Below are 16810 nucleotides of genomic sequence, written 5' to 3'. Positions count from 1 at the left end.
AAAAGAGTATGCCTCTATGATTTTTATCAATTTTTTTTGAGATAATTCAGAATATGCTTACATCTTCTACAGGCCAAAGGGTAGGCGATTCATTGGATAGACAAAATAAAATGTCCCAGATTTCATGGAATTGGTCCCAAATGCCTAGGGACATTCTATTTCCAATATGGGGTTTATCCTCATTTCAAGCTTAAAAATCACAATCGATAGGGATATCAAATCTTTTGCAAGAAGTACTTCTAATTTTGAATTGACCTAAGTGGGACCATCTCCCCAGAAATTCATTTGATCAATTATTTATAAAATAACTATTCCTTATGAGAACAAGAAAATCTAGTATCCTATGTACCATTTTAGTAATGTCCGTTTATCTAACCTCTTTCGCACAGGATGTGCCCGTTACGAGTATAATACCCCAAAGCACATCGAACTCTTTGGATAGTTTTGGTTTTAAAACGGGAAATACGACCTATGGAGGTCTGGCCCTGACCAAAGTAAATGGAACCATTTTCGGTAATACCAATAGTATCTCCTTATATACAGGTGGTAATAGAGATCTCTCTTTTTATAGTGGGACTGGGAATATTATTTTTTTTCCCAATGCCCAAAATTCGAATACTAGCTTACGTGCAAGTGGGAAAATAGGAATAGGTCTAATAGCGCCAGTGGGCAAATTGGATATTTCTGGACTTACTTACCTAAGGAATGCACCTACTCATTCTATTGCTACAGAACAGTTGCGTTTTGGGAGATTGGATCAAAATATTAGGTATCATTCCATTTATACCAATCACACAGGGAATCCTGAGACCAATAATCTTCAGTTTAGAATTCACAATGGCAATAATACCAACTTTGAAGATCAACAGGCAGTACTGACCCTAAATGGCTTAGGTAGGGTCGGTATAGGCATAGAAAACCCTGATGCTACTCTTGCGGTCAATGGAGATATCCATACAAAAGAAGTAAAGGTTGACCTAACAGGGTGGTCCGATTTTGTATTTGAGGATACCTATGAATTACCTACGCTTAAAGAAGTGGAAGACCACATCAAACAAAAAGGGCATTTAAAGGACATCCCGAGTGCAAAAGAAGTAGAAGAAAACGGCATCTTGCTAGGAGAGATGGACGCTAGATTACTGCAAAAAATAGAGGAGCTTACGCTTTATCTCATAGGGCAAAACAAAAAGCTAGAAAAATTAGAGAGTAACAATAAAGCCTTACAAGAACGATTGTTACTTCTCGAAAAGAAATAATTCCGATTTCCTGCGACCCCTTTAAACAATTGAAGCATTAGCTCTTATTAAAAAGAGGATCGCCAGTATTTCTTCAGAAAAGAAGTAAGTAGTAAAGAAAAATGTTCAAGGTCGATAAATAGTCAACACAAGATTATGTAGACCATCAGAGCAAAACCACGAACCCTATTTTGATAATCACTGAAAGTTATAACCAATATGAAAAACTTTTTTTTAATAGTATTCTATTCACTATTGTTTTTGGGAATAAACAAGAGCTTTTCACAAAAATATATTAGAACAGCCGAATTCTCTGCACATAACCCAACCACATTTGAAATGACCCGGTTTGATTTAACCCCGGTCAATAAATATGTGGGAAAAGCAGATGTTTCCATACCCTTGTATACTATGGATTTTGATGGGAAGCAAATTCCATTTACACTGTCCTATGATACTGGAGGAATACGCGTAGCTCAAGAAGCATCATGGGTAGGTCTGGGTTGGAATTTAAGTGGCATTCCTACCATTACCCATATTATCAATCAGGCAAGCGATATTGGCCAGGGAAGACCAGGTTATGGCGGAGAAGGTGGATTATCAACGGGTTACTGTTTTGAACCTGCCCTTCCATTCCATCACAGCGGATTTGATTTGCAAGAATTAAGTCAAGGCCCTCCTTATACCTTAACCAGTTTATATGATACCCAGCCCGATGTATTTATTGCGACCCTTTATAGCTCCACCGTTATTTTTCAATTGACCCAAAAAGCAGTAACTGATGGTATTATAAAAGCCCGTATTTTGAATGATAGCAATGCGCAAATTGATTTTCAAGAAGATACAAGAACATTTGTCATTACGGATGAAAGTGGTTTTGTATATCATTTTTCGCATATGGAACTAACTTCTCAAATTGCTCTGGGCGATTCGTTGATGGGAGAAGGGGAACCAGAACCCGAGGATATTTTTTTTCAAAATGGAGATGCTTTTAATACTACGATCGATGCCAATATCCCAAAGGCTTGGTATCCTGATAAAATCATATCCCCTAATGCTAAGGAATTGAAGTTTACTTACTATGGGAAAGATGAAGGCCGCGACGGCTACTATCATGTAAGCATGCCTACTTTTTCCCAAAGCAGATCCGTTGTTAGCTGCGCGAAACAAATGAACAATGGTACTTTTGATGGAAGCAATTATCCCGACCCTTTTGGCACGTATAGTGCTGTAATCTCTCGGGTAGGATCGGTAATTCCTAAAGAGATTATTAACTTAAGTACGGGAAAGCGTGTTGTTTTCAATACTTCAAGTAGATTTGATTTGGTGCCACTGAGTACCCAAGATCATCATCCGCTAAGCTTGGTGACTGGAAGTTATTCGGGTAATGAAGAATTGTTAAAGCTCAGTCGGTTGGATGTTTTTTCCAGTACCGGGGAAGTAGTGAAGCATATTGTGTTTGACAACGATTCCTATTTTAATGCACAACATGCCAATGATGCATTCCCACAAAAGAATCTACGATTAAAATTGGATGGGGTGTCTGTAGACGGTTTGGAATACGCCTTTGAATATGATAGCCCCAATCAATTGCCCAAGAAAAATTCTATAGATGTAGATTTTTGGGGATTTTACAATAATGCAGGAAATTCGGTTCGATATCCGAGAATAGCATTGAATGGAGATTTTTGTCAAATAGACACTCCAGATTTTGTTAATCCGAATCCATCAATAAATGGGGGCAAATTAGGGAGTAAGTTCGGCACAGCAAAAAAAGGAAGCCTTAAGAGAGTTACCTATCCCACGGGAGGATATACTACCTATACCTATGAGAGCAATACTGCTTCTGTTTCGCTAGATGATACCTCAGAACGTTATGATCCCTTTAGTTATTACTACCTCAATGAAAATAATCTGGAAGCAGGTTATCCCTTAGTATCTTCGCGAGACCCTAACTTAAAAACTTTTAAGATAGGCGGTTTGCGTATCAGCAAGGTTAAAAATTTTGACCATACGGGTTCGTTATTGCTTGAAAAAACGTACCGCTATGAATCTACAGAAAACTCCTCTCTTCCTGTATCTAAGGGGCGTTTAATGAGTAAGCTCTATCATTTTGATACTTATTATGAATTTACGGAAGGAGGAAATGTCCAATGGTCTCGTCTAGAAACCTCAAGTAGTAATAAGCTGGGAATCTTGAATTCTGCCAATGGGTCTCATGTAGGTTATGATCGTGTGGAAGAGATAATCGAGAGCAATTTGGACAATGCCACCAACGGAAAACGGATTACGGAATATATCAATACCCCAAGTCCTGACCTCACGGATGTATTTAATGGCTTTCAATTTGAAATTCCCCCTTATCACTATGCAAATGCCAATGGACGCGTCTTAAAAGAGATGCTATTGGATAAGCAGAATCTGCTCGTAAGAAAAATAGAAAACTCCTATGAACTCTTCCAAAACCCTGTAGGCAACGGTTATAAAATCATGTACGGTAGCATCACGGATTTTTTACTGGCGATTCCAACCCAATTCAACCCGCCTGTTGGAATATACCCCTATCCCATTAGAAAGTTTGTCCCCCAATTGACCGAAACAAAGACTACAGAATTTTTAAATGGGGATAGCTTTACATCCACCACACGAAACACCTATAATCTCAGAAACCGACTGCGCTCCACCTCCCAGAGCTTATCTCATGGAGTTGGAACTAACACAGACAAAGTAGAATTCTATTATCCGTATGATACCGAGTATAATGTTTCTAGATATCTTAGAATGAATGATTTACGATTGAGAAACAGAATAGAAGCTCCTGTATATGTGCGACGATATCGGGATAACCGATTTGTAGGCCATGAATTTCAGTCTTTTAATTTCTTCAGTAGTTCGCCATCACTCCTCTTGCCCGCCTTTGTACATTATCAGAAAGGGGACGCCCCTCTGGAAGATATTGAAGAACGCATGCGCTATGATGCTTATGATTCTTTTGGTAATTTAACTGAAATGACGGTTGACAATAGCTATTCCACAAAGTATGTCTATGGCTATGAAGGGGATTATCCTATTGCCCAAATCCATAATGCTCCGGCCACACAGGATGGAGCAACTCCTATTAATGAGATTATTGACACCCATATACTTCAAAATCCTGAAACTCAATTTTCAGAGGTCAATACGGAGATACAACGTATAAAGAATCATTCGGAATATGAACAAAGTCAAATAGAGACCTATGCATATGAACCAGGTGTGGGGATGGTTTGGAATAGTTCTAGAAGGGATTATACCCACAGTTTCAGTTATGACCTAATGGAGCGATTGACAGCAGTTAGGGATAACAGCGCTGCACTTATTTCTGAAAATGCTTATAATGTATTGAATGAGGGCGTACCCTGCACCAATTGTTCCCATATTGTTTTAAAGGGAATCAAATATAAATTTTACAACACGGAAAGTATCACAATTACTCGTCGCCTACCATCTGGAATTCCTCCCATAACCCATTGGCGTCTTGAGGCGGGTGATGGAACAACTTTAGATCAAGGTACCGGAGCACTACCAGGGTCATTTTCCTTTCACTATACCACTTTAGGGATGCTAAATGTTAGGTTGTATGCTTATTTTGGCGAGAACAGTTTTGTGACTGGAAATACAAATATTAGAATTTTGAAAACCCCTCCTATACCTGGAGAAGATGTGCGTATTGAAAATGTGGTAACCGTATCCGATCGAAAAAGAACAGCACGCATTTATGGCTCGCCAGGATCGGATGTATCCTATACGTTTACCTTACAGGGTCCACGTGGAGATCAAAGCGGAACCGTACAAGTAGGAGGCACTTCATCTACTATAGCTAGTTATCAGACAAAAACAGCAGAGGTGACCATTCCGGCATCCGGTTATGTTAATTGTTCCCTAGAATTCAAGAATGCGCCTTCGGGTATCATATCCGGTACCATCTCATTTTCATTAAAGAGCACTTCAATAGGGCAATTGGGAAGCCCGGCTTCCTTTAATGTAAATTGTTGTTATTGATTTTTGAAGCAATGTTATCCATTAAAACCCATTTAAAATAAGCTAAAATGGCAAAACAAACCTATACTCATATATCATTATTGGTCGCACTATTCCTTTTCCTTGCGAATCAAACCATCCATGCCCAAATCCCGGATGATATTATTTTAAACGAAGAAGATGCTGTTATTGGCGGCGGAAGATTACCGATTAAAGAAGAAGCTTCTATAATCGTAAAAGAGGGAAACTATGAAGTAAATGGAATGGTGACCTTGATTGCAGGGGAGCGTATTACCTTAAAACCAAATACTTGGATCAAATCGGGCAGTTCCTTCTCAGCACGAATAGACCCTTCATTACCAGTGGCTTACCAGCCTGTTAATTTGGATGATTCCAAAAACTATACTTTTATTCGTACCTATCAACAAGCTATCAATTCTTCTAATGGAATCAATACAGAAGATGATGTTATTGAAGGAGTTACTTATTTTGATGGGATAGGAAGGCCGATACAACAACGGGATATTAAAGCCTCACCCAATCGTAGAGATATTGTAACCCATATTCCTTATGATGGTTTTGGCAGACAGGCACGACAATACCTGCCCTTTGAATCCCAGACGGCCATTGGCGGTTTTCAAAATATAAACATTAGCAATACCATCAACAACTATTATAAAAATACCTATGCTGCCGATTTTGTAGGTGTTGCCCAAGCTAACATAAATGCCTATTCCGAACAATTATTTGAACCATCTCCATTAAATAGGATTACCAAACAAGGGGCTCCGGGAAAAGCCTGGGAAGCAAACCCTTCCAGTGAGACCGATCATTCGATAAAGTTTGATTGGAGGACCAACAACGCTTCAGAAGTACGGGCTTTTCGGGTAAGCTATGCTGGAGGAAATACCGAAATCCCTTCCCTAGTGGAAAATGGGTACTATTCACGAGATGCATTGTATGTACGTATTACTAAAGATGAAAACTGGAGCCCCGATCAAACGCATCCCAATGATCATACGACCATAGAATACAAAGACAAATTGGAAAGGGTAGTATTGAAAAGAAGCTACAATGAAAATATCCCCCATGACACACATTATGTATATGATGATTATGATAATTTGGTCTACGTTATTCCTCCAAAGGTTACCCTTGAGAACGGGATAAGTACCGATGAATTGAATAACCTCTGTTATCAATACCGTTATGATTATAGAAATAGGCTTATTGAAAGGAAAATACCCGGCAAAGGTTGGGAGTTTATTATTTACAACAAACTGGATTGGCCTATACTTACCCAGGATGCCAATCTTAGAGTACAAAACAAGTGGTTATTTACTAAATATGATGCTTTTGGTCGTATAGTTTATACAGGTTTTAAGAATATAAACATATCAAGAAGTAACTTTCAAAACATTATAGGAAACTCGACAACAACAACGCATTTTGAACAAAGAACAACTAGCCCTAATACCATTGCCGGTTCAACATTATATTATACAAGTACTGCAATACCCATCGTAATGGATGAAATCCTGACAATCAATTATTATGATGACTATAACACAACAAGAGATGGGCTTTCCCTTCCTGTCGGGCTTATTTTGGGGCAAACGGTAACTACGCAGGCAGTGGGATTGCCCACAGCAAGCAAAGTACGTGTATTAGAAACCAATGATTGGATTACGACCCTCACGGCTTATGATGAAAAAGGACGACTAATATATGCACATTCAAACAATAGTTATCTAAATTCAGAGGATATTGCGGAATCTGAACTTGATTTTGCCGGGAAATTACTGCGCACCCGTACAACACATAGCAAGGGGAATGGACCTGCGATAGTAACGACAGATGTCTTCTTCTATGATCATCAATCCCGCTTGATCAAGCAAGAACAAGAACTTAATGGACAAACGGAATTAATCGCATACAATACCTATGATCGTGTGGGGCTTCTTGTTCAAAAGAAGGTCGGAAACACTCAGGAAAACCCTTTACAGGAAGTTGACTATGCTTATAATGTAAGGGGGTGGTTAAAAGGGATCAATGATCAAAATGGTACCGATAATACCTTAAGCATTCGGGCCACTGATCTTTTCGGCTTTAAAATAGACTACAACAATCCGGTAAGGGGAACGCCTTTGTACAATGGAAATATCTCAGGAACCCAATGGCGCAGTCAAAGTACGGATAAGAGTCTGCGATCCTATTCCTATAGTTATGACGCCTTAAACAGGCTTACGACGGCTATGGATAATTCAGCAGACAACAGATATGGTCTTAGGGGCATTAGCTATGACAAACAGGGAAATATCCTAAGTCTTACCAGAAATGGACATACGAATACAAATGCTACCAGCTTTGGGATAATGGATGCTTTGGTCTATACCTATGATACCGGAAATAAACTTACTAAAGTGCTGGATAATGGGAATGATCATTACGGATTTAAAGATGGTGTTAATCAAATGGTGGAGTACAGCTACGATGCCAATGGGAATATGGTGATAGACAGGAATAAAGGCATTACCGCTATTAGTTACAATCACCTGAATTTACCGGTTAGTATTGTTTTTAATAACAATCCGAATAAGCAAGTTAGCTATGTTTATGATGCTTCTGGTGTAAAACTGGAAAAGCAAGTGAACGACGAAAATACCATAGTGATCACGGAATATATTGGAAATTATAGTTACGAAAACAATAACTTACAATTTTTTAGTCATCCAGAAGGATACACTACTCCCAATAATGCGGGAGGTTACAATTATATATTTCAATATAAAGATCATCTGGGCAATGTGCGTCTATCGTATACAGATACTGACGATAATGGAAGAGTTACACCCAATGAAATTGTAGAAGAATCCAATTATTACCCATTCGGCTTAGAACATAAAGGATATAATACGGCAGTTACATCAACAAATCCAGCGCAGGATTACAAGTATAATGGAAAAGAATTAAATGAAGAACTAGGGCTTAATTGGTATGATTATGAAGCCAGGAATTATGACCCAGCTCTTGGACGCTGGTTTAATATAGACCCCGCTGCTGATTTAATGCGTAGACACTCTCCTTATAACTATGCTTTTGACAATCCGATTTATTTTATTGATCCTGATGGGATGATGCCTCAAGGACCTGAACAACCACTTCCCTCGGGAACCACAATCAATGGGATAAAAGAAAAGGAGGAATTGGTAAAGGAATTTATTTTGATGATTTCTGTTTTAACAGGAGATGTGGAAGAAGTAGCTAATGGTAACAAAAAAAGCATAAGATCAACTTTAAGCTCAGAAAAGAAGCAAGATATAAGAGACCAAGTAGATGCTTTTTTAGCGGGTGGAGATGTGTCCTTTAATTTAAAAGGTGACGGATTTGTAGATAATGAAGGAAAGGTTTCTGAACTCAATATAGATGTAAGTTTCGCAGCATCTTTTGAAATGTCGGCTACCTTACTGGATTCAGTTAATGACAAGATCAATAATTCAAAAGAAAATAGCGAAACTACCAGCGAAACAGAAAAAGAATCTTTAAGCGGAGGGCTAAATGGTGAGATTGGAGTGGATATTCTAAAATTTCTAGGTATTAAAATTGTACCTAGTTTATCTGCCGAAAAAGAAACCGGTACTGCAAAATCGAATAAAAAAGGAGCAACTTTAACTAAGACATCTACAGTCGTTAATGAAGTATTGAGTGGAAAGGTCAATTTTTTTCTTAAAGTGAATTTTAACACATCAACCTCGGAGTCAGGCGGAAGAAATGTGAAAGTAACTTCTAGACAGGCACAAGTGACAAAAACTAAAATGTGATTTTATCAAAACTTAAGATACTAAATATTTCTCCTGATGGTGCAGGCATATGATTAAGAGCGGTTATCAGCTGTGCGAAGTTTGCAACTTCGCACTGTTTATGCGTAAGGAATAGGAACTGGAATTCAAAAAAAGGCCATAGCACTACTGCCATGGTTTTTTTATTTTTACAAGAAGTTTGGAGCTATCCAATACCTCAAAGCCATTTGTTAGGCCTCTTGTCTTTTGCTTCTAAAGAAAAGCGTGATAAAAATCAACTAATCCGTATCTTTGGGAAACCCTGAGGATCAGGGAGATTTAATCTAATCACCTATTTAAAATGAAAAAACAGATAATTTTATTCGCATTCGCCTTGGTGACTTTCGCGGGATTTGCTCAAGAAAACACTATGGTACAACAGACCATTAAAGGGATACTGACCCAAAACCAAGGGCAGGTCATTCAATTGGCCGAAGCCTTTTCAGAAGAACAATACGATTGGCGGCCCATGGAAGGGGTAAATTCCGTTGGGGAAGCGCTAATGCATGTGGCCGGGGGCAACTACTTCCTTGCCTCAAAAATGGGCTTTCCACCTCCAGCCGATGTGGATATGATGGCTTTGGGCAAAATAACAGGAAAAGCAAACATCATTGCCGCATTGAAAAAATCGAATGCCTTTGTACTTGAAAAAATTACCATGGTAGAAACCGGGAAATTAGGCGATGAAGTAGATTTCGGTTTTACGAAATTAAACATGCTTGGCGGCCTATTGGTTGTGATGGAACACAATGGAGAACACAAAGGTCAGTTAATTGCTTATGCCCGATCGAATGGGGTAACTCCGCCTTGGAGTGTAAAACAATAAGTAAAGAATTAAAAGTTGTTATTTGGGGGGTATGTAATCTTAAAAGTGGTCACCCCATACAACATAGGCTTGGCATGCGAAGTTTGTGACTTCCTAGCATGTACGGGCAAAAAAGAATGAAAAGAAAACCACGGTAGGTAAAGACCGTGGTTTTTTTAATTTGTTTACTCTTCTTATTTGGGTATCGAAAGGTCGTGGTCTTGAACCGCTTCTCGATACATTTTTAATTCCCTTCACGTACTAAAAACACTAGAAGTAACAAAAAGTAAAGAATACGTTTGTTCGAGTGCTCGATTTCCTACTCTTTAGGTGGAAAGCAAGTGTATCGAGAACTTTTTTTTAGAACTCAAAAGTCATTCTTAACCTTTTTTCTCGGACATGTTTCCTCAAAAAATGCGAAGTATACACCAATTCCCAAAGAAGTTTCCTTGCTCCCGGAATTTGTACTTGGATAGTCCCTTATAATAAAATACTGTCAATGAACGACTTAAAAAATTGAAGGAATAAACTTTAAGACCTGACAATTTTATAGCGCAAAATCTTCATGAACAGGCTTTAAATTAAAACCTTTTTTCTATATTGAACAGGCATTGTTTAACGATTTTTATTGTTCTCCCATGTCTTTAATTTGCTATAGAAAAGAAAAATTCCTTTTAGTATTCAGTTTGTTTTTGGTCCAATGTTTTTGGCTAAAGGCTCAAGAACCCTATTTTGAGAATTTTACTGCTTTGGATGGCTTGTCAAGTTCTGAAGTATACGATATTACCCAAGATAATATGGGCTATTTGTGGTTTGCCACAGATCGCGGGCTAACGCGTTATGACGGACAAACTTTTGAGCGATTTACGACTTCTGATGGCTTATTGGACAATGTAGTCTATAATTTTTACGAAAATAGGGACGGACTCATTTGGTGCGCTACTTCCAATCATAAATTATTTACGTTTAGAAATGCTGCAGAAGGCTTTAAGCCTTACCAGCATAATAAAATGCTGAGCAAAGTATTAAAAAGTGATGCGCTTATCATCAATAATTTAGTTGTCTCAGAAAAGAATGATTTGTTCTTAAGTTTTAATAATCGCTATGGCTATGTAAAAATTGATAACAATGGGTCGATTCATAATAAGGTACAGGAAATTGGCACAGTAGGAACAACTAAAAAAGTGTGGAAAATTCCTGAGGAAGCGCCTAATTTTATGTTTAAAGATTTCAAGGATAACCCTGATGAATTAGAACTGCTTACCAAGACGGAATATGAAATAACCAATAAAGCCTCTTTCTCCAGGGTACTCTATTTTGAACAACACAAGGTTCGAGTAGGTTTTATGAATGGCCATTGTTTTTTTATAAATGCTGACAAGATTATGGAATATCCGCTTTCCATTTTTAGAAAGGAAACTCCCATTATTGCCGGAAAGTACAATGAAGATTTATTTTGGGTAGGGTTTCAATACGGTGGGGTGATGCTCATTGACCTTAAGGGCAATGTTCAAGGGCATTTCCTAAAAGATTATTCTGTTTCTAAAATATACAAAGACCATGAAGGCGGTCTATGGATTTCCACCTTAAATCAAGGAGTTTTCTATTGCAGACAACCCTTAATTAGTTTCCACCCTTTAGAAAGTTATCCTACGGAGCTATCTCAAACCAATGACAAAGAATTGCTGATTGCGCTACATAATGGGGCAGTTCTGAAAAAAAAGAGGGAAAACAATGCGCTTTCAACCTTATATGTTTCCCAAAACAAATTACCTGCTTTTGTAGCACATAATAAAAATAAGGATATAACGCACTATGGGGAAATCAATACTGGAGTAATTTTTAAAAGGGACACTATAGGTATTCGTGGATTTTCGGATGATGATTCCCCTCTAAGTTATGGTCTGAATGCGATAGCCCTTACAGAAGACGAACAACTTGTACGGCTTAGTTCTTCGGGTCGCGTTTTCGATGTTACAAAAAGGGAAGAGGAATACTTTATTGGAACCAACTCTGGGTTGTATTCCTATACCAAGGGCATCTCTGCGATAGCACCCGTAGCACATCGGCATTTTACCAATAGAATCTTTGATGTGGACCATAAGTTTAACACCCTTTACGCAGGTACCATGGGCAATGGCATTGTTATTCGGAAAAGCGACACTATATTTTCCATTACTAAAGAGCAAGGCCTATTGAGCAATATTTGTACCGAGGTTTTCCCAGAAGATAAGTACACGATATGGGCAGGAACAAACCAAGGTTTAAATCATATTGTACTGTATGCAAATAATACCCACGATGTTGAACAAATATCTGTATTCGACGGATTGCCTTGTTCTGAAATTACAGATATCGAAATTATTGATGATAGGGTATGGGTGGCCTCAAAAGAAGGTTTGTTCAGTTTTCCAAAGGCCTTGTTAAAGGAGATAAAAAAAGAGCATAAAAAGTGGCTTCATTTTGAAAATACGCTTGCGAAACGCGGAATGACACAAATGCCTTTACAAAAAGTGTTGCCTTATAGTAAAAACGAACTCGATATCAATTTTAATTCCATTTCCTTTAGAAAGGGGAAAAAGAGGGAATATCGTTATAAACTTAAGCAAAATGATAGCCTTTGGAATTATACCCAAAATAATGCCCTTCAATTATCAAATCTAGATTCTGGGGCATATCAATTTTCTGTGCAAACAAAAACAGAAAATGGCTCATGGACCCCCGCTTTAATCCATTCTTTTAGTATAGCGACCCCCTTCTGGAAAAAATGGTGGTTCCAAGGACTTCTTGTTGTAATGGTAGGCGTTGTTCTATTGATATTGATCAGGTATCATGAGTTGATTTTCAAAAAAAATCCCTTAAACGAACTTGTTGTATTGCTTATGCATAAACTCAGGAAAAAGGGAGACACCACCATACATGTAGAGATAAAAACCAATGGAAGGCTTATAAAGCTACCCACCAAAGAAATAGGGTATTTTAAATCGGCTCGTAACTATATAGAGATTTACACGGCTACCCAAAAATATCTGGTACGCAGTAAGCTAAGCAGCTTCTATGATAGCCTTCCAGACAAATCTGCCTATGCGAGATTGCATCAATCCTATATTGTTCGGATCGATCAGGTAACACAAAAAAAGGGAGTGCGGGAAGTGTCTGTATGGAATACTAAGATTCCCGTGAGTAAAACCTATGTGGAGAATCTGGAAAAGCTTCGTTTGGTATAAAGATACGATAAGCTGGGAATGGGAGTAACACTGGGAATTTCAAACTTTTGTGCCTATAAACAAATACCGATTTAAGCTAAAGAAATAGCTAAATGTCTTATTTGTGCTACGCAAGTCTTCTGCCCAAAGATCTGCTTCTTCTTTGGTTACCCTTCCTGTTTGAATGACATAAGGTACTATGGTGTCGATAACCAGATTGCTATAGGTATTTGGATCGTATACCGGATTTAAAATAGGGATGACCTTAATTTTATTCACTTTAAAATTAGCATTTTCCATACGACCTGCTAAGCTTCGGGGAAGGAAAGGATCGGCGGCGTGAGATTCCCAAGCTTTTAGAATCCTGGACATCCTTGGAGCATCTGAAGAATTCCAAACAATAGAATCCCAATCGGTATCAAGAAGCGCTACTTTTCTCCCTTTCTTAAGCACTCTGTGAAATTCGTTCAGTGCTTGATCCACATCCTCTACATATTCCAATACTTGGGTGGTGATCAGGGTATCGAAAGTTTCATCGGCAAACTCTAAATCCGTTGCCTCCCCATATTTAAAATGAATTGTGGGCATGTTTTCGCTAATGGATTTTGAGATATCGATTAGGTGAGTACTAATGTCGATACCCCAAACCGATCCTTGTGGTCCAACTTCCTTTGCCATGTCTTGAGCTAAGAAACCTGGTCCGGAACCAACATCCAATATATGCTCATCTCGTTGGAGTTGAAGATGTTCCAAGATTGCTTTTCGCTGTTGAACGATATCCGGGGTTTTGTATACAGCCAATAAATTTTGTGCCGCTTTTTTATCAAATTTTAGCTTTGTCATGCGCTTTGTTCACCTAAGATTTACTACGATAAAATGAATTTGTTGTTCCGTGCTACGGAATTTGTAAAAAGATAGCATATTTTCATTTGAACATAAAATCATTGATTTCTTATTGCTATCGCTGTGGAAAATTAAAATTGGAAATTAGGACTACCACGGAGACTGATATCATCATTAGTAGACTAAAGACGACTGAATTCAAAAAAGGGTTGTATGACTAAGTAATAGAAAATTCCATTAAAAAAAGAAAACCCTCAAGATAATCATCCTAAGGGTTTTGTTGTAGCGAGAGAGGGACTTGAACCCTCGGCCTCCGGGTTATGAATCCGACGCTCTAACCAGCTGAGCTACCTCGCCATCTCATTTTAAACGGCTGCAAATATAAAGTTTAATTTCTTCCTTATCAAAAAATAAATTGGTAAAATATTATCGAGGATTTATTTTTTTATCATTTAGAAATATATATATTGCCTTTAAGAAAACACAAATGGAATGAACGACAAAACGAAATACGAACTGGAGTTTGTGATACAGGCATCGCCACAATTACTCTATCAATATATAGCCACTCCCTCAGGACTTTCCGAATGGTTTGCGGACAACGTGAATTCAAGAGGAGAATTATTCAGCTTTATTTGGGATGGATCGGAAGAAGAAGCCAAGCTGCTAAAACGCAAGACCGACGAATTTGTGAAATTTAGTTGGTTGGAAGAAGAGGACGATAGTTTTTTTGAAATGAAAATCATTGTCGATGAAATTACAAAAGACGTATCCCTTTTTATAACCGATTTTGCCGATGATGATGAGGTGGATGAAGCGAAGATGTTATGGGAGAATCAGATTTCAAGCCTAAAACAGGTCTTGGGATCGGCCTAGAATTCTATAGAATTAACAGTATATTTGGCCTTGAATTTTCAAGGCTTTTTTTATGATAAATTTTAACGGTGAATTCTTCGCTACGGACAGTCATTTTTTAAATCAGGAAAATAGGGGACTGCGCTATGGAGATGCTTTGTTCGAAACGCTTCGCATTATCCATGGAAAAGTCATGTTTTGGGAAGATCATTATTTGCGTTTAATGGCCTCTATGCGGATTTTGCGGATGGAGATTCCTATGAATTTCACTATGGAATTTTTAGAGGAACAACTTTTAAGGACAATTAAAGAGAATGGACAGGAGCATAGTGCAGTTAGAGTTCGCTTTACCGTTTTTAGAAACAATGGAGGCTTGTATCGCCCACAAAGCAATGCCATATCCTATATCATTGAAACCGCCCCTCTTGACAGTCCGTTTTATTTGCTCAATACCGTACCTTACGAGGTAGAACTCTTCAAGGATTATTACATTAATCCGGATATGCTTTCCAACCTCAAGACAAACAATAAGATCATTAATGTGGTCGGGAGCATTTTTTCAGATGAAAATGGGTATGACAATTGTTTGCTGTTGAATCAGAGAAAACAAGTGGTGGAGGGTCTAAATGGAAATATTTTCCTAATCCATGGAAATACGGTTAAAACACCCCCATTGCAGGATGGCTGTCTCAATGGGATTGTACGTAAGAAATTAATCGGTATCCTAACACAATTAAAAGAATATGACATTCAAGAAGCCAGTATCTCTCCTTTTGAGCTCCAAAAAGCAGATGAACTCTTTCTCACAAATGCCATTGTAGGGATACAACCCATTCATAAATACAGGAAGAAGAAATATACAAGTACAGCAGCTGCGGTATTATTGGGAAAATTAAATGCGCTGGCTCGGTTGGAAAACCACCATGAAGTCTAGTTCAGACTTGGATTCTCAGGAGCATTGGACCAGATAAGATAATTTCCGCCCAAAGCCATGATCTTTTCTTTCCAAAACGCATCGGAACATTTTTGGATAATATCACTCCGATACTCATTCTGTACCACAATCCACGAATTTGAAGACAATTCCTGATCCAATTGTAATGATGACCATCCGGAGTACCCTAAGAAAAAACGAATGTCATCACAGGTAATTACCCCATCGTTGATAAGGTGTACCGTTTTTTCAAAATCGCCGCCCCAATAAATTCCATTGGAAATTTCAATACTATTTGCTATCAAATGGGGTATCTTATGGATAAAATAAAGATTGTCCTGCTCAACAGGCCCACCGTTATATAGTTTTAAGGGGATTTTTATTTCTTTGATCAGATCACTAATGCTATATTCCAAAGGTTTGTTTAAGATAAAACCAACGGAGCCCTCATTATTGTGTTCGGCCAGCAAAACTACAGAACGATTGAATGCAACATCACCTGTCAATGAAGGCTCAGCCACCAAGAGCTTCCCTTTTTTGGGTTTAAGATTAAGCATGGGTTTATTGTAAGTTTATATTAAATTTAAGATAATTTTAATAAAAACCAAAATGTTGAATATAAAAAAAGCACCTCATTTTGAGGTGCTTTTCCCAATTTTATTCGATATGAATTAGTTCACAGCTTTTCCTAAATCGGCTCCTGCTTTGAACTTAACAACATTTTTAGCTGCAATTTGGATAGTTTTACCTGTAGATGGATTTCTACCTTCTCTTGCATTTCTTTTAGATACAGACCAAGATCCGAAACCTACTAAAGATACTCTTCCTCCTTTTTTAAGAGATCCTTCAACATTTCCTAAAAAAGATTCTAAAGCTTTCTTAGCGGATGCTTTTGTAATTCCTGCATCAGCTGCCATTGCATCGATTAATTCTGTTTTGTTCATAATTTAATTATTAATTGTTGTTAAATAATTTTTAATACTCGTAGACAAATTTATACGGATTTGGCTTTAACGCAAGTAAAATAGGGGGAAATAGGCGTTTTTGTTAATAACTTGGAACGTTTGTTGATA

10 protein-coding genes and 1 tRNA gene are annotated in these 16810 nt (G+C 38.0%); 7 read left to right on the top strand and 4 right to left on the bottom strand.

Annotation, left to right across the window (positions count from 1 at the left end):
- Nucleotides 1–317: 317 nt before the first annotated feature.
- The 5 genes from ACEXOE_RS13340 (at nucleotide 318) to ACEXOE_RS13320 (ending at nucleotide 13126) form a co-directional block, all read left to right on the top strand.
- Nucleotides 318–1256 (top strand): hypothetical protein, encoded by a 939-nt coding sequence (locus ACEXOE_RS13340; RefSeq protein WP_394749305.1) that lies wholly within the window; start codon nucleotides 318–320, stop codon nucleotides 1254–1256.
- A 198-nt stretch (nucleotides 1257–1454) separates the two neighbouring features.
- Nucleotides 1455–5276, top strand: coding sequence for a hypothetical protein (locus ACEXOE_RS13335; protein WP_394749304.1), 3822 nt, complete (start codon nucleotides 1455–1457; stop codon nucleotides 5274–5276).
- A gap of 47 nt (nucleotides 5277–5323) precedes the next feature.
- Nucleotides 5324–9076 carry a DUF6443 domain-containing protein gene (locus ACEXOE_RS13330; RefSeq protein ID WP_394749303.1) on the top strand — a complete coding sequence of 1251 codons (3753 nt, stop codon included), beginning with the start codon at nucleotides 5324–5326 and terminating at the stop codon, nucleotides 9074–9076.
- A gap of 319 nt (nucleotides 9077–9395) precedes the next feature.
- Nucleotides 9396–9920, top strand: a complete 525-nt coding sequence (locus ACEXOE_RS13325) for a DinB family protein (RefSeq protein WP_394749302.1) — start codon at nucleotides 9396–9398, stop codon at nucleotides 9918–9920.
- 617 nt (nucleotides 9921–10537) lie between these two features.
- Nucleotides 10538–13126, top strand: coding sequence for a LytTR family transcriptional regulator DNA-binding domain-containing protein (locus ACEXOE_RS13320; RefSeq protein WP_394749301.1), 2589 nt, complete (start codon nucleotides 10538–10540; stop codon nucleotides 13124–13126).
- 39 nt (nucleotides 13127–13165) lie between these two features.
- Here ACEXOE_RS13320 and ACEXOE_RS13315 read toward each other — a convergent pair whose 3' ends face one another.
- Together ACEXOE_RS13315 and ACEXOE_RS13310 are read right to left on the bottom strand one after the other, a co-directional pair.
- Nucleotides 13166–13948 (bottom strand): methyltransferase domain-containing protein, encoded by a 783-nt coding sequence (locus tag ACEXOE_RS13315; RefSeq protein ID WP_394749300.1) that lies wholly within the window; start codon nucleotides 13946–13948, stop codon nucleotides 13166–13168.
- A 283-nt stretch (nucleotides 13949–14231) separates the two neighbouring features.
- Nucleotides 14232–14305: transfer RNA gene (locus ACEXOE_RS13310), tRNA-Met, on the bottom strand.
- A 135-nt stretch (nucleotides 14306–14440) separates the two neighbouring features.
- Here ACEXOE_RS13310 and ACEXOE_RS13305 point away from each other — a divergent pair.
- Entirely contained in the window at nucleotides 14441–14824 is a 384-nt protein-coding gene (locus ACEXOE_RS13305; RefSeq protein ID WP_394749299.1) for an START-like domain-containing protein, read from the top strand.
- A 52-nt stretch (nucleotides 14825–14876) separates the two neighbouring features.
- The gene (locus ACEXOE_RS13300) at nucleotides 14877–15737 is read left to right on the top strand and encodes an aminotransferase class IV (protein WP_394749298.1); all 861 of its coding nucleotides are present in this window, start codon (nucleotides 14877–14879) and stop codon (nucleotides 15735–15737) included.
- Here the strand turns inward: ACEXOE_RS13300 and ACEXOE_RS13295 are convergent.
- Nucleotides 15734–16294, bottom strand: a complete 561-nt coding sequence (locus ACEXOE_RS13295) for a YqgE/AlgH family protein (RefSeq protein WP_394749297.1) — start codon at nucleotides 16292–16294, stop codon at nucleotides 15734–15736. The genes ACEXOE_RS13300 and ACEXOE_RS13295 overlap by 4 nt on opposite strands.
- 114 nt (nucleotides 16295–16408) lie before the next feature.
- Nucleotides 16409–16681: an HU family DNA-binding protein gene (locus ACEXOE_RS13290; RefSeq protein ID WP_394749296.1), complete on the bottom strand. Its 273-nt coding sequence runs from the start codon at nucleotides 16679–16681 to the stop codon at nucleotides 16409–16411.
- Nucleotides 16682–16810: the final 129 nt, after the last annotated feature.

The organism is Spongiimicrobium salis (genome assembly GCF_043678055.1).
In the GTDB taxonomy this organism is placed as follows: Bacteria; Bacteroidota; Bacteroidia; order Flavobacteriales; family Flavobacteriaceae; genus Spongiimicrobium; species Spongiimicrobium salis.
The sequence above is the reverse complement of the archived record's forward strand: the minus strand, read 5'-3'. Positions and strand labels throughout refer to the sequence as shown.

Coding starts and splice junctions, on each gene's coding strand:
- ACEXOE_RS13340 (WP_394749305.1), top strand. CDS start 318: ATGAGAACAAGAAAATCTAGTATCCTATGTACCATTTTAGTAATGTCC.
- ACEXOE_RS13335 (WP_394749304.1), top strand. CDS start 1,455: ATGAAAAACTTTTTTTTAATAGTATTCTATTCACTATTGTTTTTGGGA.
- ACEXOE_RS13330 (WP_394749303.1), top strand. CDS start 5,324: ATGGCAAAACAAACCTATACTCATATATCATTATTGGTCGCACTATTC.
- ACEXOE_RS13325 (WP_394749302.1), top strand. CDS start 9,396: ATGAAAAAACAGATAATTTTATTCGCATTCGCCTTGGTGACTTTCGCG.
- ACEXOE_RS13320 (WP_394749301.1), top strand. CDS start 10,538: ATGTCTTTAATTTGCTATAGAAAAGAAAAATTCCTTTTAGTATTCAGT.
- ACEXOE_RS13315 (WP_394749300.1), bottom strand. CDS start 13,948: ATGACAAAGCTAAAATTTGATAAAAAAGCGGCACAAAATTTATTGGCT.
- ACEXOE_RS13305 (WP_394749299.1), top strand. CDS start 14,441: ATGAACGACAAAACGAAATACGAACTGGAGTTTGTGATACAGGCATCG.
- ACEXOE_RS13300 (WP_394749298.1), top strand. CDS start 14,877: ATGATAAATTTTAACGGTGAATTCTTCGCTACGGACAGTCATTTTTTA.
- ACEXOE_RS13295 (WP_394749297.1), bottom strand. CDS start 16,294: ATGCTTAATCTTAAACCCAAAAAAGGGAAGCTCTTGGTGGCTGAGCCT.
- ACEXOE_RS13290 (WP_394749296.1), bottom strand. CDS start 16,681: ATGAACAAAACAGAATTAATCGATGCAATGGCAGCTGATGCAGGAATT.